Source organism: Streptomyces sp. SID12501 (genome assembly GCF_010550245.1).
Taxonomy (GTDB): Bacteria; Actinomycetota; Actinomycetes; order Streptomycetales; family Streptomycetaceae; genus Streptomyces.
Map to the genome: position 1 here is coordinate 20,263 of NZ_JAAGLU010000022.1, position 18,095 is coordinate 38,357.

Annotated in this window: 19 protein-coding genes; 15 read left to right on the forward strand and 4 right to left on the reverse strand. The window is 70.6% G+C overall.

Translation table 11 applies throughout. The features are described from left to right. The first annotated feature begins 130 nt into the window (after positions 1 to 130). The 11 genes from G3I71_RS25670 (at position 131) to G3I71_RS25720 (ending at position 12,372) form a co-directional block, all read left to right on the forward strand. The gene (locus tag G3I71_RS25670) at positions 131 to 760 is read left to right on the forward strand and encodes an NUDIX hydrolase (protein ID WP_164317708.1); all 630 of its coding nucleotides are present in this window, start codon (positions 131 to 133) and stop codon (positions 758 to 760) included. Positions 761 to 941: 181 nt separating this feature from the next. Continuing rightward, entirely contained in the window at positions 942 to 3,038 is a 2,097-nt protein-coding gene (locus G3I71_RS25675; protein ID WP_164317709.1) for a tetratricopeptide repeat protein, read from the forward strand. Between the two features lie 142 nt (positions 3,039 to 3,180). Further along, the gene (ald, locus tag G3I71_RS25680) at positions 3,181 to 4,296 is read left to right on the forward strand and encodes an alanine dehydrogenase (RefSeq protein WP_164317953.1); all 1,116 of its coding nucleotides are present in this window, start codon (positions 3,181 to 3,183) and stop codon (positions 4,294 to 4,296) included. Positions 4,297 to 4,730: 434 nt separating this feature from the next. Then, positions 4,731 to 5,867 (forward strand): ParA family protein, encoded by a 1,137-nt coding sequence (locus G3I71_RS25685; RefSeq protein ID WP_164317712.1) that lies wholly within the window; start codon positions 4,731 to 4,733, stop codon positions 5,865 to 5,867. After that, the gene (locus tag G3I71_RS25690; RefSeq protein WP_164317714.1) at positions 5,852 to 6,445 is read left to right on the forward strand and encodes a hypothetical protein; all 594 of its coding nucleotides are present in this window, start codon (positions 5,852 to 5,854) and stop codon (positions 6,443 to 6,445) included. Before G3I71_RS25685 ends, G3I71_RS25690 begins: the two co-directional genes overlap by 16 nt. A gap of 18 nt (positions 6,446 to 6,463) precedes the next feature. Then, the gene (locus G3I71_RS25695; RefSeq protein WP_164317716.1) at positions 6,464 to 7,495 is read left to right on the forward strand and encodes a ScpA family protein; all 1,032 of its coding nucleotides are present in this window, start codon (positions 6,464 to 6,466) and stop codon (positions 7,493 to 7,495) included. Further along, the gene (gene scpB / locus G3I71_RS25700; protein ID WP_164317718.1) at positions 7,492 to 8,172 is read left to right on the forward strand and encodes an SMC-Scp complex subunit ScpB; all 681 of its coding nucleotides are present in this window, start codon (positions 7,492 to 7,494) and stop codon (positions 8,170 to 8,172) included. Before G3I71_RS25695 ends, scpB begins: the two co-directional genes overlap by 4 nt. Next, the gene (locus G3I71_RS25705) at positions 8,172 to 9,416 is read left to right on the forward strand and encodes a pseudouridine synthase (protein ID WP_164317721.1); all 1,245 of its coding nucleotides are present in this window, start codon (positions 8,172 to 8,174) and stop codon (positions 9,414 to 9,416) included. The genes scpB and G3I71_RS25705 overlap by 1 nt, the downstream gene beginning before the upstream one ends. A 326-nt stretch (positions 9,417 to 9,742) precedes the next feature. Further along, a complete protein-coding gene (locus G3I71_RS25710) occupies positions 9,743 to 10,579 on the forward strand; it encodes an NUDIX domain-containing protein (RefSeq protein ID WP_164317722.1) in 837 nt (278 codons plus the stop codon). Beyond that, positions 10,576 to 11,598, forward strand: coding sequence for an ADP-ribosylglycohydrolase family protein (locus G3I71_RS25715; RefSeq protein ID WP_164317724.1), 1,023 nt, complete (start codon positions 10,576 to 10,578; stop codon positions 11,596 to 11,598). The genes G3I71_RS25710 and G3I71_RS25715 overlap by 4 nt, the downstream gene beginning before the upstream one ends. 3 nt (positions 11,599 to 11,601) lie before the next feature. Continuing rightward, entirely contained in the window at positions 11,602 to 12,372 is a 771-nt protein-coding gene (locus tag G3I71_RS25720; RefSeq protein ID WP_164317726.1) for a nucleotidyltransferase domain-containing protein, read from the forward strand. Here G3I71_RS25720 and G3I71_RS25725 read toward each other — a convergent pair. Genes G3I71_RS25725 through G3I71_RS25740 form a run of 4 tightly spaced genes read right to left on the reverse strand, consistent with a single transcriptional unit; the run spans position 12,298 to position 14,778 of the window. Then, a complete protein-coding gene (locus G3I71_RS25725) occupies positions 12,298 to 13,062 on the reverse strand; it encodes a nucleotidyltransferase domain-containing protein (RefSeq protein WP_164317728.1) in 765 nt (254 codons plus the stop codon). The two genes, G3I71_RS25720 and G3I71_RS25725, sit on opposite strands and share 75 nt — an antisense overlap. 22 nt (positions 13,063 to 13,084) lie before the next feature. Next, positions 13,085 to 13,492, reverse strand: coding sequence for a Rieske (2Fe-2S) protein (locus tag G3I71_RS25730; RefSeq protein WP_164317730.1), 408 nt, complete (start codon positions 13,490 to 13,492; stop codon positions 13,085 to 13,087). After that, positions 13,489 to 14,073: a DUF6529 family protein gene (locus G3I71_RS25735; protein WP_164317732.1), complete on the reverse strand. Its 585-nt coding sequence runs from the start codon at positions 14,071 to 14,073 to the stop codon at positions 13,489 to 13,491. Before G3I71_RS25735 ends, G3I71_RS25730 begins: the two co-directional genes overlap by 4 nt. A 27-nt stretch (positions 14,074 to 14,100) precedes the next feature. Further along, positions 14,101 to 14,778 (reverse strand): hypothetical protein, encoded by a 678-nt coding sequence (locus tag G3I71_RS25740; RefSeq protein ID WP_164317734.1) that lies wholly within the window; start codon positions 14,776 to 14,778, stop codon positions 14,101 to 14,103. A gap of 271 nt (positions 14,779 to 15,049) precedes the next feature. Here G3I71_RS25740 and aroH point away from each other — a divergent pair, with 271 nt between their 5' ends. The 4 genes from aroH to G3I71_RS25760 all read left to right on the forward strand — a co-directional run bounded on the left by aroH (position 15,050) and on the right by G3I71_RS25760 (position 18,075). Continuing rightward, positions 15,050 to 15,412, forward strand: coding sequence for a chorismate mutase (gene aroH / locus G3I71_RS25745; RefSeq protein WP_164317736.1), 363 nt, complete (start codon positions 15,050 to 15,052; stop codon positions 15,410 to 15,412). Then, entirely contained in the window at positions 15,409 to 16,494 is a 1,086-nt protein-coding gene (locus tag G3I71_RS25750; RefSeq protein ID WP_164317738.1) for a prephenate dehydrogenase, read from the forward strand. The genes aroH and G3I71_RS25750 overlap by 4 nt, the downstream gene beginning before the upstream one ends. Before the next feature lie 220 nt (positions 16,495 to 16,714). Next, positions 16,715 to 17,392, forward strand: coding sequence for a (d)CMP kinase (cmk, locus tag G3I71_RS25755; protein ID WP_164317740.1), 678 nt, complete (start codon positions 16,715 to 16,717; stop codon positions 17,390 to 17,392). Then, positions 17,350 to 18,075, forward strand: a complete 726-nt coding sequence (locus G3I71_RS25760) for a lysophospholipid acyltransferase family protein (protein WP_343243078.1) — start codon at positions 17,350 to 17,352, stop codon at positions 18,073 to 18,075. The genes cmk and G3I71_RS25760 overlap by 43 nt, the downstream gene beginning before the upstream one ends. The last annotated feature ends 20 nt before the right edge of the window (positions 18,076 to 18,095 follow it).

Consider the following 18,095-nt stretch of genomic DNA (forward strand, 5'->3'; position numbering starts at 1 on the left):
GCTGTACGGTGACCGGGGTGCGCGCCTTTGGGGGTGCGTGCCCCGGTTTTCTGTGCCGGTTCCCGTGCTGGTCCCGGGTGCCGGTTTCTTGTGTACGGGCGCGACGCGGGATGCGGGAGGACAAGTCGACATGACCACCATCAAGGACACTCCGGAGGAGTGGGAGATCCGGGCCACGGAGACCCCCTTCGTGGGCAACAAGACCTCCGTGCGCACCGACGAGGTCGTCATGCCCGACGGTTCGGTCGTGGGCCGCGACTACCAGGTGCACCCCGGCTCCGTGGGCGTCCTGGCCCTCGACGCCGAAGGCCGGGTGCTGCTGATCCGGCAGTACCGCCACCCCGTCCGCCAGCGGATGTGGGAGATCCCGGCCGGTCTGCTCGACGTACCCGGCGAGAATCCGCTGCACGCCGCCCAGCGCGAGCTGTACGAGGAGGCGCACGTCAAGGCCGAGGACTGGCGGGTGCTGACCGACGTCTACCCCACGGCCGGCGGCTGCGACGAGGCCGTGCGGATCTTCCTGGCCCGGAATCTGTCCGAGGCCGAGGGACAGCGCTTCGAGGTCGAGGACGAGGAGGCCGACATGGAGCACGCGCGCGTGCCTGTCGACGAACTCGTCCGGGGTGTCCTCGCCGGCGAACTGCACAACAACTGCCTCGTCGTCGGCGTCCTTTCACTGGTGGCGGCCGAGAAGGGCGACGGACTCGACACGCTGCGCCCGGCCGAGGCGCTGTGGCCCGCCAGGCCCTTCGAGGCCTGAGGATGCCTGAGGCGCCCTCAGGGCTCGCCTGCCGCGTCCGGTGTGACCATCGCCTGATCCGATCGGGCGACCTGCCCGCCGCGCTCCGCGCAGATCGTCGCAGAGCGTGAACTAGGCTCTGGAAACGCCCGAACCGGAGTCCCGGCGGGCTTGCGCGTGCAGGTGGACGGGAGTGTGGCCCGTGACGGATCAGGCGGTGGACACAGACAGCACGAAGCTGTCCGGAAACGATCGGCCGCCCGTTCCAACGGACAGTCAGTTCCTCGGCAGGGCAAGAGAGTTGAAGGAACTGCGCGCCGACATCGAGCGCGCCGGACTCGACACTCTCGCGGGCCGGAAAGCGCCCCGCGCGCGTGTGCTCCTCATCGCCGGCAAGCCCGGCTCGGGCCGCAGCGCTCTCGCCGAGGAGCTGGCCCGGCAGGTCGCGGACAGTTACCCGGACGGCGTGCTGCGCGCCCGGCTCGCCGAGCCCGACGGCACGCGCGTGCCGACCGAACGCACCGCCCGCGAGCTGCTCACCGCCCTGGACCTGCCCACCCCGCCCGGCGCCGACGAGGACGAACTGTCCGAGGCGCTGCGCGACGCGCTGGCCGACCGGCGGATGCTGCTCCTGCTCGACGACGCGGCCGACGCCGAGCAGGTCGACGCGCTACTGCCGGACAACCCCGACTGCCTGGCCGTCGCCGTCTCCGGGGGCCCGCTGACCGGGATCTCCGACGTCCGCCCGTGCACACTGGGCGGCCTCGACACCAAGTCCGCCGTGGAACTGCTCGAGCGCTTCACGGGATCGGTACGCGTCACTGTGGACCCCCGCTCCGCCGAAGGCCTCGCCGAGGTGTGCCAGGGGCAGCCCGCCGCGCTGATGCTGGCCGGCGGCTGGCTCGCGGCCCGGCCCCAGGCGGCCGTCTCCGACCTCGCCAAGCAACTGCACGCCGAGGGTGACGAGGGCACCGCCCTGAGCCGCGTATTCCGCCTCGTGTACGCCTCGCTGCCCACCCCGGCCGCCCGGATACTGCGACTGCTCGCGCTGGCCCCCGGCGGCCTGGTCGACCCACAGACCGCCTCGGCGTTGGCCGGCTGCTCGGTCGGGGGCGCCCGCGCCACCCTGGACGACTTCGTCGCCCTGAGGCTCCTGACGGCCGTGGAGTCGCCGCTGCCGCAGTACGAGGTCCCCGGCTGCCTGCTGCCCCTCCTGCGCCCTCTCGCGGAGTCCCAGGACCGCCCGGCCGAGCTCCAGCTGGCCCGGGCCCGGATGCTGGAGCGGACGGTACGGCTGCTGGTGTCCTGCCGGGCGATCACCGAGACCGACAGCCCGCTGGCCCGCGAGAAACTCCTCGGCACGCCCGGCTCGCTGCGCTTCCCGAACCCGAGGGCGGCGGCGGACTGGCTGGAGATCCGCCGGCCCGCCCTGCTCGCCGCCGCCCGGCTGGCCGTGGCCGACGGGGAGCTGGACACACTGGCCCGCCGCCTGATGTCCGCCCTGGTCAAGGCGATGGTCGCGCACGTCGGCACGCAGGCCGCAGCGCCCGACCTGTACGGCGTCCACCGCCTCGTCCTCGATGTCGCCGAGCGCCGCGAACTGCCCCGGGAGCGGGCCGCCGCCCTGCTGAACCTCGCCGACCTGGACGCGCAGACCGGCCGTACGAACGACGCACTGGCCCGCTACCGGGCCGCCCTGGACGCCGGACGCGAGGCGAACGACCCGTATGCGACCGGGCGCGCGATGGAATCCGTAGGGGGCGCGCACCAGGAGCTCGGGGACTACGACCGCGCCGCCGACTGGTACGGGCGTGCGCTCGCCCAGCGCCTGGCGCGCGACGAGCGCGAGGACGCCGCCCGGCTGTACGGCCGTATCGCCACCGCGCACACCTACGCGGGCCGCTACGGCGAGGCACTGCGCAACTGGCGGGCCGCGGTGGCCGGGTACCGCAAGAACGGTGATGTGGCCGCGCACGCAAGGGCGTTGAGCGAGCTGGCGCGGGTCCAGGAGTATGCGGGGCGGCCCGAGGAGTCGCTGCGCACCTGCCAGGAGGCGCTGGAGTGGGCGCGCCGCGCCGACGACGTACGGCTGCAGGCAGCGCTCCAGATTCGGTCGGCCGACACGCTGGAGCACCTCGGTGATCCGACGGCGGCCGGGCTGTACCGGGCCGCCGCCGAGCGGCTGCTGAGCGACGAGCCGGACCCCCGGGAGGGCGAGCCGGACCTCCCCGAAGGTGATCCTGACCTGGAACACGACGCTAACGCCTACGAAATCCGTAGTACATCAGTCGAAGATTGATGCTTTGAAAGGCTAGACACCGAGAACGCCTTCATTAGACTGGCTCTACCGCACCTTCTCCTGCGGTCTCCTGGTGTGCCCCGCACGTCCGGGTATGTATTGCTATGCCCCCGCACCCTCTGAGCCAAGGACCGTGATCGACGTGAAGGTCGGCATCCCCCGCGAGGTCAAGAACAACGAGTTCCGCGTCGCCATCACCCCCGCAGGCGTGCACGAACTGGTGCGCCACGGCCACCAGGTCGTCATCGAGCGGAACGCCGGCGTCGGCTCCTCGATCACGGACGACGAGTTCGTGGCCGCCGGCGCGCACATCCTTCCGACGGCCGACGAGGTGTGGGCCACCGCCGACCTGCTGCTCAAGGTCAAGGAGCCCGTCGCCGAGGAGTACCACCGCCTCCGCAAGGACCAGACGCTCTTCACCTACCTGCACCTGGCCGCCTCCCGGGAGTGCACCGACGCGCTCCTGGAATCGGGCACCACGGCGATCGCGTACGAAACCGTCGAACTCCCCGGCCGTGCCCTCCCGCTGCTCGCCCCCATGTCCGAGGTCGCGGGCCGCCTCGCCCCGCAGGTCGGTGCCTACCACCTGATGCGCGCCAACGGCGGCCGGGGTGTCCTGCCCGGCGGAGTCCCCGGTGTGCTCGCGGGCCGGGCCGTCGTCATCGGTGGCGGTGTCTCCGGCTGGAACGCGGCCCAGATCGCCATCGGCATGGGCTTCCACGTCACCCTGCTCGACCGCGACATCAACAAGCTCAAGGAAGCCGACAAGATCTTCGGTACGAAGATCCAGACCGTCGTCTCCAATGCGTTCGAGCTGGAGAAGGCCTGCCTGGAGGCCGACCTCGTGATCGGCGCCGTGCTGATTCCCGGTGCCAGGGCCCCGAAGCTGGTCACCAACGAGCTGGTGTCGCGGATGAAGCCGGGGAGCGTTCTCGTCGACATCGCGATCGACCAGGGCGGCTGCTTCGAGGACTCGCGTCCCACGACCCACGCCGAACCGACCTTCCCGGTCCACGGATCGGTCTTCTACTGCGTCGCCAACATGCCCGGCGCGGTGCCCAACACCTCGACCTACGCGCTCACCAACGCCACGTTGCCGTACATCGTGGAACTCGCCGACCGCGGCTGGGTGGCGGCGCTGCGCCGCGATCCCGCGCTCGCCAGGGGTCTCAACACCCATGACGGCAAGGTCGTCCACCGCGAGGTTGCGGAGGCGCACGGCTTGGAACACACGGAGTTGGAAGCACTGCTCGGCTGACCGTCCCGGCCGCTTCGCAGGTGCTCCCGGTCGACTAAACGACCAAGTCATCAGCGGGTAAAAGGCGATACGTCAACAGGGATCGTCAACACCCCGCACCCCGCCGGACCTTGTCGGACAGGGTCCGGCCGGATGTGTGTATGGTCACTTTGCGAAGCTCGCTCAACTCGCCTCGAACGTAACGCTTCAACCGATTCGCGCACCGGTGAACCCTGCCGTGCGACGGCCGTACGCCCTTGACAGAGGGATGTTTCATTGCCGACACATCGGGCCGGGTCCGGCGGATTGTGTTGCTGCGAACGGCCGACACGCCATAGAGTCGCCAACCGTCGGCATGGTGCCACGCTGACCTATCGAGAAGTTTCCTGGTCACCAAGGAGGTAAGACGACTTGTGAATGAGTCGACATTTACTCCCGGGGGTGGTCAACCAGGAATGCCGGCGCGGAAATCGGGCCCCGTAGGGCTCGCGGCTGTCGGCTCCGTCGCGGTTCGCACCTTCGCAGCCCATCAGGGTCACCAGATGTCCGGGGTGACCCTGCCAGGACACATGAGCATGGATGGCCATCACGTGAACGCCATGGCCGGCGACGGTAGTGGCGGGGTCCACAACCACTTCGCCGACTACGACGAACTGCCCGACGGGCACTTCTACGACCCCGACGCCGAGTACGAGCCCGATCCGGAGTACGCGGCCACGCTCGCGCCCGACGCGGCCCGTCAGCGCCGCGAGCGCATCGGTCCCACCGGACGCCCGCTGCCGTACTTCCCGATCCCGGGTCCGCTGACCAGTCACGGCCCCGCGACGATCGTCGCGATGTGCAACCAGAAGGGCGGCGTCGGCAAGACGACGTCGACCATCAACCTGGGTGCCGCGCTCGCGGAGTACGGACGCAGGGTCCTGCTGGTCGACTTCGACCCGCAGGGCGCCCTCTCCGTGGGCCTCGGTGTGAACCCGATGGAACTCGACCTGACGGTCTACAACCTGCTCATGGAGCGGGGGATGTCCGCGGACGAGGTCCTGCTCAAGACGGCGGTCCCGAACATGGACCTGCTGCCGAGCAACATCGACCTGTCCGCGGCCGAGGTGCAGCTGGTGTCGGAGGTCGCGCGCGAGTCGACGCTCCAGCGCGCCCTGAAGCCGCTCATGGCCGACTACGACTACATCGTGATCGACTGTCAGCCCTCGCTCGGCCTGCTCACCGTGAACGCCCTCACGGCGGCTCACAGGGTGATAGTGCCTCTGGAGTGCGAGTTCTTCGCGCTGCGCGGTGTCGCGCTGCTGACGGAGACCATCGAGAAGGTCCAGGAGCGGCTGAACCCGGAGCTGGAGCTCGACGGGATCCTCGCCACGATGTACGACTCGCGCACGGTGCACAGCCGTGAGGTGCTCGCACGCGTGGTCGAGGCCTTCGACGAGCACGTCTACCACACGGTCATCGGGCGCACGGTCCGCTTCCCGGAGACCACGGTCGCCGGCGAGCCGATCACCACGTACGCCTCGAACTCCGTCGGTGCCGCCGCCTATCGCCAGCTCGCCAGGGAGGTGCTCGCCCGGTGTCACGCCGAGTGAGTCTGCCGGGGGCCGACGAACTGTTCCGCACCACCGGGGGCATGGCGCTCCAGTCGTCCAGCCCCAGGCGCCAGGCCAACGGTGAGGCCCGGGTACCGGCTCCCGCCGGGGAGCGCGACGGGACCGCCGCCCAGGACGCGCCGCACTCGGTGCCCGTCCAGGGCGGTGATGGCGCCGGCGACGAACATGTCGCCACCGGCGCGGACCAGGCCGGTGCCGGTGAGTCGCGCAGCCGGGGCGCCGTCGCGGAGCGTCCGATGCGCCGCCAGGGCGAGCAGGAAGGTTCTGCCTCCGGGCAGCAGGGGCCGTCACCGCAGTCGGTCTCGGCGTCCCGCAAGCGCGGACGGGCCCCCTCGCGGCGGCCCAGCGGGCGCGAACGGCACGACGAGAAGATCACGGTGTACGTCTCCGCCGAGGAACTGATGGACCTGGAGCACGCGCGTCTGGTGCTGCGGGGCGAGCACGGGCTCGCGGTCGACCGCGGGCGGATAGTGCGCGAGGCGGTCGCGGTGGTGCTCGCTGACCTCGAGTCCCGTGGCGACGCGAGCATCCTCGTACGACGGTTGCGCGGGCGCTAGCGGTAGCCTGCGAGGGCCATGACCTCGAACGACGCCTCTGCCCCCGGCTCCGCCGGTCGTCGGCGTGTGCTGGGGCGGGGTCCGGGGGGCGCGCCGCCGGTTTCGGAAGGATTCTCGGCCGAATCCTCGGTCGAAGAGGTGGAAGAAGTACCGGAGGTCCCGGTTCCACCGGTGGAACCGGGACCCGAGCCGGAACCGTCTGCCGGGCCTGTGGAGCCCGCCGCGCCGGACGAACCCGATGACGGGGTCTTCAAGGTCCGGCTCGCGAACTTCGAGGGGCCCTTCGACCTCCTCCTCCAGCTGATCTCCAAGCACAAGCTGGACGTCACCGAGGTCGCCCTCTCCAAGGTGACCGACGAGTTCATGTCGCACATCAGGGCGATGGGGCCGGACTGGGATCTCGACCAGACGACCGAGTTCCTGGTCGTCGCGGCCACCCTGCTGGACCTGAAGGCCGCGCGGCTGCTGCCCACCGCCGAGGTCGAGGACGAGGCCGACCTGGCTCTCCTGGAGGCGCGAGACCTGCTGTTCGCGCGGCTGCTCCAGTACCGCGCGTACAAACAGGTCGCCGACATCCTCAGCCGCCGCCTCGACGACGAGGCCCGCCGCTATCCCCGTACCGTCGGACTCGAACCGCACCACGCCGAACTGCTGCCCGAGGTCGTCATCAGCATCGGGGCGGAGGGGTTCGCGAAGCTCGCCGTGAAGGCGATGCAGCCCAGGCCGAGGCCGCAGGTGTACGTCGACCACATTCACGCGCCCCTGGTGAGTGTGCAGGAGCAGGCCCAGATCATGGTCGCGCGGCTGCGGGTGCTGGGCCACGCCACCTTCCAGGACCTCGTCGAGGACACCGACGACACACTGACCGTCGTGGCGCGCTTCCTCGCCCTGCTGGAGCTGTACCGGGAGAAGGCCGTCACTCTGGACCAGGAGACCGCCCTCGGGGAGCTGGTGGTGCGTTGGACGGGTGGGGAGGGCGATCGGGAGCCGACGGTCACCGACGAGTTCGACCGGCCGCCGGAGCCGGCGAAGGAGGAGAAGAAGGCGTGAGCGAGGAGACCAGGCAGACCGGGGCGACCACCGAGGTGTCGGCCGAGCCACTGACCGTCGCCGATCTCGATCTCGGGCCCGCCCTGGAGGCCGTCCTCATGGTCGTGGACGAACCCGCGACCGAGGAACACCTCGCGAAGATCCTCCAGCGGCCCCGGCGGCAGATCGCGGACGCCCTGCGCGCGCTGGCCGACGAGTACACCGTCCAGGGGCGCGGGTTCGAGCTGCGGCTCATCGCCGGCGGCTGGCGTTTCTACTCCAGGCCCGAGTACGCGGCGGCCGTCGAGGGCTTCGTGCTGGACGGGCAGCAGGCCCGGCTCACCCAGGCGGCGCTGGAGACGCTGGCGGTCGTCGCGTACCGGCAGCCGGTCAGCCGCAGCCGTGTCTCGGCGGTCCGCGGAGTCAACTGTGACGGGGTCATGCGGACCCTGTTGCAGCGCGGTCTGGTCCAGGAGGCGGGGACGGAACCCGAAACAGGTGCGATCCTGTACACGACGACGAACTACTTCCTGGAGCGGATGGGCCTGCGAGGCCTGGACGAACTCCCGGAGCTCGCACCCTTCCTTCCGGAGGCGGACGCGATCGAGGCCGAGACGCAGGAAGGTGTTCCGTCGTTCGATCCGGATGCTCCCGATGCTCCGGGTGCAGACGACGCAGACGACCAGACGGAATTTTGATGCGAAGCAGTAGCGGCAGCGGTAGCGGTGGCGGCAAGAGTGGTGGCGGGCGCGGTAACTCCCGCGGCGCCGGCAGCGGCGGGGGCGACAGGCGGGGCCAGGGTCAGGGCCAAGGGCGCGGTCAGGGCCAGGGCCAGGGTCAGGGGCGCGGTCAGGCTCAGGGACGCGGCCAGGGCTCAGGTCAGGGTCAGGCTCAGGGACGCGGCCAGGGCCAAGGCTCAGGTCAGGGTCAAGGGCAGGCTCAGGACAAGGCTCAAGGGCGTCCCAGTAAGCCGCGTCCCGAGGAGCGCCGCTACGACGTGGGGCCGGCCGCGACTCCGGACGGCCCGAAGTCCGGGCGCGGTGCCTCCGCGCGTGGCGGTGCCAAGGGCGGCCCCAGGCAGGGCCACAACAGCACCGGACGCGGGCGCTGGGTCCCGGCGACCTCTCGCGAGTACGACGCGCGGGCCGAGGAGCGCAACCGGGAGCGGTACGCCGACAAGAAGGACGTCCAGCTGCCCAAGACGTTCCCGGGTGCCGAGCAGGAGGGCGAGCGGCTCCAGAAGATCCTGGCGCGCGCGGGCTACGGTTCCCGGCGGACCTGCGAGGAGCTGATCGAGCACGCGCGCGTGGAGGTCAACGGCGAGATCGTGGTGGAGCAGGGGCTGCGCGTCGACCCCGAGCACGACGAGATCAAGGTCGACGGGCTGACGGTGGCCACGCAGTCGTACCAGTTCTTCTCGCTGAACAAGCCCGCGGGCGTCGTCTCGACGATGGAGGACAACGAGGGCCGGCAGTGCCTCGGCGACTACGTGACGAACCGCGAGACGCGGCTCTTCCACGTCGGCCGGCTCGACACCGAGACCGAGGGCGTCATCCTGCTCACCAACCACGGCGAGCTGGCGCACCGGCTGACCCACCCCAAGTACGGCGTGAAGAAGGTCTATCTCGCGCACATCGTGGGACCGATCCCGCGCGACCTGGGCAAGCAGCTCAAGGAGGGCATCCAGCTGGAGGACGGGTACGCGCGTGCGGACCACTTCCGGGTGGTCGAGCAGACCGGCAAGAACTACCTCGTGGAGGTCACCCTCCACGAGGGCCGCAAGCACATCGTGCGCCGCATGCTCGCGGAGGCCGGCTTCCCGGTCGACAAGCTGGTGCGCGTGTCCTTCGGTCCGATCACCCTGGGCGACCAGAAGTCGGGCTGGCTGCGCCGCCTGTCCAACACAGAGGTCGGCATGCTGATGCAGGAAGTCGATCTGTAGACGCGCAGAGGCTCATTGCCTGCGATGGGCGCTTGCGATGGGCGCCTGCGCTCAGTGCTTGTGTCGGCGGCCGGTCCCGGAGCTTTCCGGGGTCGGCCGTTTTCGTATCGTCAGGAAGGTCACTGAGGCGCGCCTGGCCGCCTTGGAGGGTATCGGGCGCCCCTCGTGGCCTCACGGGTCTCCCGGGCGCCTGAGGGGCCGCTGAGGGGCTTTTGGCGTATGGGAGTCGTCAAGAAGGGTTGTGCGGTTCGTTCGGGCTCTTTATAGTCGGTATGACTATTGGTCATGGTGACCATAAAGAGTGGCCGTGAAGGGGGTGGGCGGGCATGACCGCACCTGCGAACGGAACGGCGCGGGGCCGGGCCCCCGAGGGATACGACAAGTACGCCTTCGAACCCTTCGCCGTCACCGTCGATCTGGCCGTCCTGACCCTGCGCGCGGGCGCGCTGCACGTGCTGCTCGTCGAGCGCGGTCACGAGCCGTACGCCGGCCGCTGGGCGCTGCCCGGAGGCTTCGTCCTGCCCGACGAGTCCGCGGAGAAGGCGGCCCGGCGTGAACTCGCCGAGGAGACCGGCCTGGCGGACGTGTCCGGGCTGCGCCTCGAGCAGCTGCGCACCTACAGCGAACCCGACCGCGACCCGAGAATGCGGGTCGTGTCCGTGGCCTTCGCCGCGCTGCTGCCGCACGCGCCCGAACCGCACGGCGGCGGGGACGCGGCGCAGGCCCAGTGGCTGCGGTACAACGCCCTCGGGCCGCTCGCCTTCGACCACGACCGCATCCTGGCCGACGCCCACGACCGGGTCGGCGCCAAGCTGGAGTACTCCTGCATCGCGACCGCCTTCTGCCCGCCCGAGTTCACCCTCGGCGAGCTGCGGCAGGTCTACGAGACCGTCTGGGGCACCGCGCTCGACCCGCCCAACTTCCGCCGCAAGGTGCTGGCCACCCCGGGCTTCGTCGAACCCGTACCGGGCGCCGCGCGTCTCACCGGCGGTCGGGGCAAGCCCGCCGCGCTGTACCGCGCGGGAACCGCGGACACCCTGCATCCGCCGCTGCTGCGCCCGGCCACGTCGGTGTCGCCCGCCTCGCCCCCCTTCTCGCCGTCGCCCTCCTCCCCGTCCCCTTCGTCACCGTCTCCCTCGTCACCGGAAGGACGCCCCGCATGACCACCACGACCGTCAGGAAGCGCGCCGCTAGTGGGGCGTTGATCGGGCTCGCGCTCGGCGACGCCCTGGGCTTCCCGACCGAGTTCAAGGACGTCCCGTCGATCCTCGCCGCGTACGGCCCCTGGCGGCGGATGGAGCTGCCCACACCCGCGATCGTCACCGACGACACCCAGATGACGCTGGCGCTCGCCCACGGGCTGCGTACGGCGATGGACCGGGGACTGCTCACCCCGCTGCGGATGGAACGGCCGGTGCGCGAGGAGTTCGTGAACTGGTTCCAGTCGCCGGACAACAACCGGGCGCCCGGTCACACCTGCCTCGTCGCCTGCAACCTGCTCAAGAACGAGCGGCTGCCCTGGCAGGAGGCCAGCCAGATCGGCTCCAAGGGCTGCGGCGCCAACATGCGCGTGGCACCCCTAGGCCTGGTCGCCGCCCTGAGCGACGAACAGCGCGCGGGCGCCGCCCAGTTGCAGGCCGCGCTCACCCACGGACACCCGACGGCGCTGGCCGCGTCCGACCTCACCGCCTACGCCGTACGGCTGCTCGCCCACGGTGCCGGCCCGGCCGAACTGGTGACCCTGCTCCGTACGCACGCGCACGAGAGCCGCAGCCGTTACTACCACCGCTGGCTGGGCGACCTGTGGACGCACAGCCACGATCCGAGCCCCGAGCACTTCATCGCCCGCGGCTGGGACGAGTGCCTGGCGATTCTGGACCGGCTCCAGCTCGCCGTCCGCACCGCCTCGCCCGAGGACGACCCCTGCCTCGCCACTGGCGCCGGCTGGACGGCCGAGGAGGCCCTGGCGACCGGCCTGCTGTGCTTCCTGCTCTTCCCCGACGAGCCCCTCACGGCTCTGCGCCGCGCCGCCTGCACCTCCGGCGACTCGGACTCGATCGCCTGCCTGACCGGAGCCTTCGCCGGCGCCTACCACGGCACCGACGCCTGGCCGACCCGCTGGGCGGACCGCATCGAGTACGGGGGTGACCTGCAGACGCTGGGCGCGCTCTGGGACGCTTGACGGATGAACGATGTGCTGGGCCTCGCGGACCTTCCGGATCTCGACCTGGCGTCCGTGGTCGCCGAGCAGCCCGACCCGGTGCTCTTCGCCACCGTCTCGGGCGCCCACCTCTACGGCTTCCCGTCCCGCGACTCGGACGTGGACCTCCGGGGCGTCCATCTGCTGCCGACCGCCGACCTGGTCGGGCTCCGGGAGCCGGCGGAGACGCGGTCGCGGATGTGGGTGCGGGACGGTGTCGAGCTGGACCTCGTCACCCACGATCTGCGCAAGTTCGTACGGCTGATGCTCCGCCGCAACGGCTATGTGCTGGAGCAGCTGCTGTCCCCGCTGGTGGTGCACACGTCCGACGCGCACCGGGAGCTCGCCGCGCTCGCCCCCGGAGTTCTCACCGGTCACCATGCCCACCACTACCGGGGCTTCGCGGTCACACAGTGGCGGCTCTTCGAGAAGAGCGGTGAACTCAAGCCGCTGCTCTACACGTTCCGTGTGCTGCTCACCGGCATTCAGCTGATGCGCGGCGGGGAGGTGCAGGCCCATCTGCCCACCCTTGTCGAGGAGATCGGCGAGGCCCCCGCGTATCTGCCGGAGCTGGTCGCGGCCAAGGCGGAGCAGGAGCACGGGCCGGCCGGCGTCGACCACGCGCGCGTGGCGGGCGATGTGGAGGAGCTGCACCGGGTGCTGGACGAGGCGCAGGCCGCCTCAGGGCTGCCGGATGCTCCCGCCGCCCACGATGCCCTGCACGACTTCGTCGTACGGGTCCGGCTGGCAGGCTGAGGCGCGGCGGGTGCGGACGAGGAAGTCCTCGACGCGCCGGTGGTCCGGTTCCTCGGGGAGCGGGCTGTGGTGGGACGCGTTCTCGGCCTCCGCCGCGAGGCGGTTCATCCGGGACTCGACCTCCGGCCACGGCACCTCGCCCCGCTTCACCGCCAGCAGCGGGCCGCGCTCTTCGCCGACATCGATCGTCAGTGTGCCCGTGCGCAGCAGGTCGCGGCAGCTCGTCAGGAGGCGCAGCATGTGCATCGCGTGCTTCCAGCGCGGGGCGCCGTGGACGCGGACGTCGGCCTCCAGCTTCTTGTGCTGGCCCAGCGCGTAGCGCGCGAACGTCTCGTGCGCCTGGCGGGAGAGGAACGCCCCGCGCAGGGCGAGGAGTTCGCGGCCGATGTCGTCGGCGTACTCGACGAGGGGAGAGTGGAGGCACTCCAGGATGTTCGGGTTGGCCCGCAGAGCCAGTGTGCAGAAGCGTTCCAGCTCCCAGCTGAACTGCTCCTCCGCCGGGCCCTCCACATGGGTGGGCGGCTTCTGGAATCGCCAGAACAGGGGAGTGGGCGCGAGGAACACCCCGCGCCGGTCCGTGTCACTGCCGTCCGTCGCCAGACCGAAGGCGCGTGAACCCATCACACAGGCGTAGACCGTGTGGTCGCGTACCAGGGTCTCGGGGCTCTCGGAGTCGGATTGCGGGCGCATTCCGGGAGCGTACGGGGGAACCTCACGCCAGGCGGATCGAATTTCCCGCCACCGTGATCTTCTTCTCGGCCAGCGGCTGTGTCGCCGGCGGGTTGGCCACCGAACCGTCCGTGATGTTGAACTTGCTGCCGTGGCAGGTGCAGTTGATGGTGCCACCCTTGACGTTGGCCACGGGGCACTGCTGGTGCGTGCAGATCGATGTGAAGGCCTTGAACTCGCCCTCCTTGGGCTGCGTCACCACGACCTGCTCGTCCTTGAAGATCTTCCCGCCGCCGACCGGGATGTCGGCCGTCGTGGCCAGTTCCTGTCCGGGGGAGCCGGCGGAGTCGGACGAGGACGCGGATTCGTCGCCGTACTCGCTGCATCCCGCTGTGAGCGCCGCCGCGCCCGTCGCGAGGAGGATCGTGCGTCGCGTCGGGCCTTGCGTCATGTCGTCACTCCGAAGTTGCGGAAGAACCAGAGGGCGGAAGTGAGCCAGAGGATCGTCAGGGCGGTGAAGACCAGTCCGCCGACGACCGGCAGCAGCCAGCCGGGCAGCCGATCCCAGCGAAGCAGCAGCATCTTTGCGCTGAAAACGCCGAAGAAGAAGCAACCCAGGAGGGAGTGCCACATCACACGTGAATCGTATGTTTGATATCCGAACGCGTACAGACAGTGCACTGCCACCGGAACCGCCACCAGGAACGCGATCCGCCCCGACCAGCGGTGCAGGGTCGCCGACCAACCTGGGCCCGGCAGCTTCCCGTACACCATCAGCGCCGACACGACCTGGACGAGGGCGAAGCCGAACGCCGTCGTCGCGAGCCAGGACTTCACCGCGCTCGTGCTGCTGAACCCGGCCAGGTTGAAGGCGGTGCCCTCCGGGTCGTGGACCTTGCCGTACACCCCCAGGCCCAATGCCACGGCGGCGGCGACGAGCGCCGGGACGAGGTAGCGGGCGGCGCTCGGGCCGCTGGGGGCCGGCGGACGAGGAGGGAAACTCTGGGTGGCGGCGTTCGGGTCCACGGTCATGTTCGGCTCCCTGCAAGGAATGGAGTGTCAGGGTGTGACCGGGCGGGCTGTCAGCCGCTGGCCGTCGATCGTGACCGCGCCGGTCTCCGGGTCGATCCGGGGCGCGGGGGAGGGCTTGCCGTCGCGCCTCAGGATGCCGACCTGCTCCCCGGTCGACAGCACGATCCAGCCGCCGTCGACCTTGGCGTTCCGCACGGTCGCGGTCGCCCGGTAGAGCCCGGACGGCTTGACCGCCTTGTCCGCGCTGAAGGCGTAGTGCCCGCCCTCGATGTCGACCGTGCCGCGGATGCTCTTGCCCTTGAGGGTGCCGTTCAGTACGGAGCCGCCGTCGCCGGTGAGTTTCATGGAACCGTCGGCCCCGACATCGCCCTTCAGCCACGACTCCTTGTCATGGCCGTCGCAGAAGTACGCGATCGCCCTGCCGTCGCGCAGTGAGACAGACACGGCGGACGAGTCGTCGTCCGTACGGCCCGCGTAGTCGGCGTTCGGTGCGGCAGCCTTGGTGGGCGACGGGGACGCGGGTGAGGAAGGCGTTGGAGACGCCTTCGTGGCGGTCGGTGCCGGCGACGGTGACACCTTGTCGGCGGGTGAGTCGGCCCGGGACGTGGCTGCGGTCTTCGTCCCGGTCGTCGCATTGAGCGACAGCATGAACAGGGCCAACAACAGTCCCGCGAGCAGTGTGAAAAGTGGTCCGGTGCGTTTCATCGGCCATCCCCCGAGGCGAGTTTCCTGCTATCAGAGCGGACCCGCGCCCCCACGTCCAGAGCGCACGGGCGTGTTCGCACTCCAACTCGCGGATTGGGGCGAATCGGGTGACATTGGCAGAGCCCGGTGCGAGCCGCGTGGCGCGTCTCAGCGGGCGGGCGCCGCGCGTCCGTTCCGCACGGGCTGACTAGGCTGGATGGACCAAGAGCCGATCCGTGGATCCGAACACATGGATCAGCTCCGCATACGTACATCAGCAAGGAGCATCACCGTGGCGGTACGAGCGGTCCGGGGCGCCGTCCAACTGGACCGGGACGAGGCCGGGCACATGGACGAGCGGGTCAGTGAACTGCTCACCGCGGTCCTGGAGCGCAACAGCCTCACCGCGGACGACCTGATCAGCGTCTGGTTCACGGCGACCCCGGACCTGCACAGCGACTTCCCGGCCGCCGCGGCCCGCAAGCTCGGCATCGTCGACGTACCGCTGATCTGTGCCCAGGAGCTGGACATCGAGGGCGCGATGCCACGGGTGGTCCGGATCCTCGCGCACATCGAGTCGGACCTGCCCCGCGCCGACGTCGCGCACGTCTACCTCGGTGCAGCCGGGGCCCTGCGCAAGGACATCGCCCAGTGAGAACCGCACTCGTCATCGGTACGGGTCTCATCGGTACGTCCGCCGCGCTCGCCCTCGTCTCGCGCGGCGTCGTCGTCCACCTCGCCGACCACGACCCCGAGCAGGCCCGTACGGCGTCCGCGCTGGGCGCCGGTACGGACGAGGCGCCTCAGGGGCCGGTCGACCTCGCGATCATCGCCGCGCCGCCCGCGCACGTGGCCGCCGCCCTCGCCGACGCGATGCGCCGGGGTGTCGCGCGCGGCTACCTCGACGTGGCCAGCGTCAAGGGCGGCCCGCGCCGCGAGCTGGAGGCGCTGGGTCTCGACCTGGCGTCGTACATCGGCTCGCACCCCATGTCCGGCCGCGAGAAGTCCGGCCCGCTGGCCGCGACCGGCGACCTCTTCGAGGGCCGGCCCTGGGTGCTGACGCCGACCCGCGACACGGACACCGAGGTCCTGAACCTCGCCCTCGAACTGGTCTCGCACTGCCGTGCGGTCCCCGTCGTCATGGACGCGGACGCCCACGACCGTGCTGTGGCCCTCGTCTCCCACATGCCCCACCTGGTCTCCAGCATGGTCGCCGCGCGGCTGGAGAACGCGGAGGAGGCGGCCGTACGGCTGTGCGGGCAGGGCATCCGGGACGTGACCCGGATCGCCGCGTCCGATCCCGGCATGTGGATCGACATCCTCTCCGCCAACCCCGGGCCGGTCGCCGATCTCCTCACGGACGTCGCCGCCGACCTGGGGGAGACGGTCCAGGCACTGCGGTCCCTCCAGTCCTCCGACGAGGCGAAACGCCGCGAGGGAGTCTCCGGGGTCGAGGACGTCCTGCGGCGCGGGAACGCCGGGCAGGTCCGGGTGCCCGGCAAGCACGGGTCCGCTCCGCTGGTGTACGAGGTCGTGGCCGTTCTCATCGACGACCAGCCCGGGCAGCTGGCCCGGATCTTCGCCGATGCGGGGCGGGCGGGGGTCAACATCGAGGATGTTCGGATCGAGCACGCGACGGGGCAGCAGGCGGGGCTTGTGCAGTTGATGGTGGAGCCGAAGGCCGCGCCGGTGCTGAGTGCTGCGCTGCGGGAGCGGGGCTGGGCGATTCGGCAGTAGTAGGTGAGCGGTGTCGGTGTGGGCCTCGCTGGGGGCTGCCGCCCCCAGACCCCCGCATCGGCCCTGAAGGGGCCTCGTCCTCAAACGCCGGACGGGCTGAAGATGCCGGGACCGGCGTCGGAGAGGCTTGCGGCCGGACGAGTGACTCGCACCCAGTAACCTTGTCCGGGGCACCAACCGGCCCCACCCCACCACCCCGGACCAGGAAGGTGCCTCCACAGTGGATCGCGCCGCAGTGATTGTCGCCATCGACGGGCCCTCCGGCACAGGCAAGTCGAGCACGTCGAAGGCCGTTGCCGCGCAGCTCGGGCTGAGCTACCTGGACACCGGGGCCCAGTACCGGGCGATCACCTGGTGGATGGTGACGAACGGGATCGACATCACCGACCCCTCCGCGATCGCCGCCGTGGTCGGCAAGGCCGAGATCGTCTCCGGTACGGACCCGGGGAACCCGACGATCACCGTGGACGGCACCGACGTCGGTGGCCCGATCCGCACCCAGGAGGTCACCTCCAAGGTCAGCGCGGTGAGCGCCGTCCCGGAGGTGCGTGCCCAGATCACCGAGTTGCAGCGTTCCATCGCCGCGTCCGCCGAGAAGGGGATCGTCGTCGAGGGACGGGACATCGGGACGACCGTGCTGCCCGACGCCGACCTGAAGATCTTCCTCACCGCTTCCCCGGAGGCGCGTGCCGCCCGCCGCAGCGGTGAGCTGAAGGGTGCCGACGTCAACGCCACCCGTGAGGCGCTGCTCAAGCGGGACGCGGCCGACTCCAGCCGTAAGACCTCGCCGCTCGCCAAGGCGGACGACGCGGTGGAGGTCGACACTTCCGAGCTGACCCTGCAGCAGGTCATCGAGTGCGTCGTCACCCTCGTCGAGGAGAAGCGGGACGCGAAGTGAGCGACCCGTCGAACGTACCGTCGCTGCGAAGTGCCGAGGTCGGGCGGCGCATCGGTGTCGGCCTGATGTACGGGCTGTGGAAGCCGCGCGTCCTGGGCGCCTGGAAGGTCCCCGCGACCGGCCCGGTGATCCTCGCGGTCAACCACTCGCACAACATCGACGGCCCGATGGTCATCGGCGTCGCGCCCCGGGGATCGCACTTCCTGGTCAAGAAGGAGGCGTGGATCGGCCCGCTCGCCACCTTCATGCGCGCCACCGGCCAGCTGGAGGTGGACCGCTCGACCGCCGACCGCAAGGCGATCACCCAGGCCCTGGGTGTGCTGGCCAGGGGCGGGGTCCTCGGGATCTTCCCCGAGGGCAGCCGCGGCGAGGGCGACTTCGCCTCGCTGCGTTCCGGGCTCGCCTACTTCGCCGTTCGCAGCGGTGCGAAGGTGGTTCCCGTGGCCGTCCTGGGAAGTACCGACCGGCGCGGACGGTTGATAAAGGGGCTGCCTCCGCTGCGCAGCCGCGTCGACGTGGTCTTCGGTGACCCGTTCGAGGCGGGCGACGGCACGGGGCGGCGTACGCGTGCGGCGCTGGACGAGGCGACCGTACGCATCCAGAAGCAGCTCACCGCGCACCTGGAGAACGCCAGACGGCTCACCGGCCGTCAGGAAAACGCCGGGCGCCCCGCTGAGCGCTGAGCGACACTTGAGTACTTGAG

What these genes read in the sequence shown, in the direction of transcription:
- G3I71_RS25670 (WP_164317708.1), top strand. Translation starts at nt 131, where the DNA reads ATGACCACCATCAAGGACACTCCGGAGGAGTGGGAGATCCGGGCCACG.
- G3I71_RS25685 (WP_164317712.1), top strand. Translation starts at nt 4,731, where the DNA reads ATGCCGGCGCGGAAATCGGGCCCCGTAGGGCTCGCGGCTGTCGGCTCC.
- G3I71_RS25695 (WP_164317716.1), top strand. Translation starts at nt 6,464, where the DNA reads ATGACCTCGAACGACGCCTCTGCCCCCGGCTCCGCCGGTCGTCGGCGT.
- G3I71_RS25705 (WP_164317721.1), top strand. Translation starts at nt 8,172, where the DNA reads ATGCGAAGCAGTAGCGGCAGCGGTAGCGGTGGCGGCAAGAGTGGTGGC.
- G3I71_RS25710 (WP_164317722.1), top strand. Translation starts at nt 9,743, where the DNA reads ATGACCGCACCTGCGAACGGAACGGCGCGGGGCCGGGCCCCCGAGGGA.
- G3I71_RS25715 (WP_164317724.1), top strand. Translation starts at nt 10,576, where the DNA reads ATGACCACCACGACCGTCAGGAAGCGCGCCGCTAGTGGGGCGTTGATC.
- G3I71_RS25720 (WP_164317726.1), top strand. Translation starts at nt 11,602, where the DNA reads ATGAACGATGTGCTGGGCCTCGCGGACCTTCCGGATCTCGACCTGGCG.
- G3I71_RS25725 (WP_164317728.1), bottom strand. Translation starts at nt 13,062, where the DNA reads ATGCGCCCGCAATCCGACTCCGAGAGCCCCGAGACCCTGGTACGCGAC.
- G3I71_RS25730 (WP_164317730.1), bottom strand. Translation starts at nt 13,492, where the DNA reads ATGACGCAAGGCCCGACGCGACGCACGATCCTCCTCGCGACGGGCGCG.
- G3I71_RS25735 (WP_164317732.1), bottom strand. Translation starts at nt 14,073, where the DNA reads ATGACCGTGGACCCGAACGCCGCCACCCAGAGTTTCCCTCCTCGTCCG.
- G3I71_RS25740 (WP_164317734.1), bottom strand. Translation starts at nt 14,778, where the DNA reads ATGAAACGCACCGGACCACTTTTCACACTGCTCGCGGGACTGTTGTTG.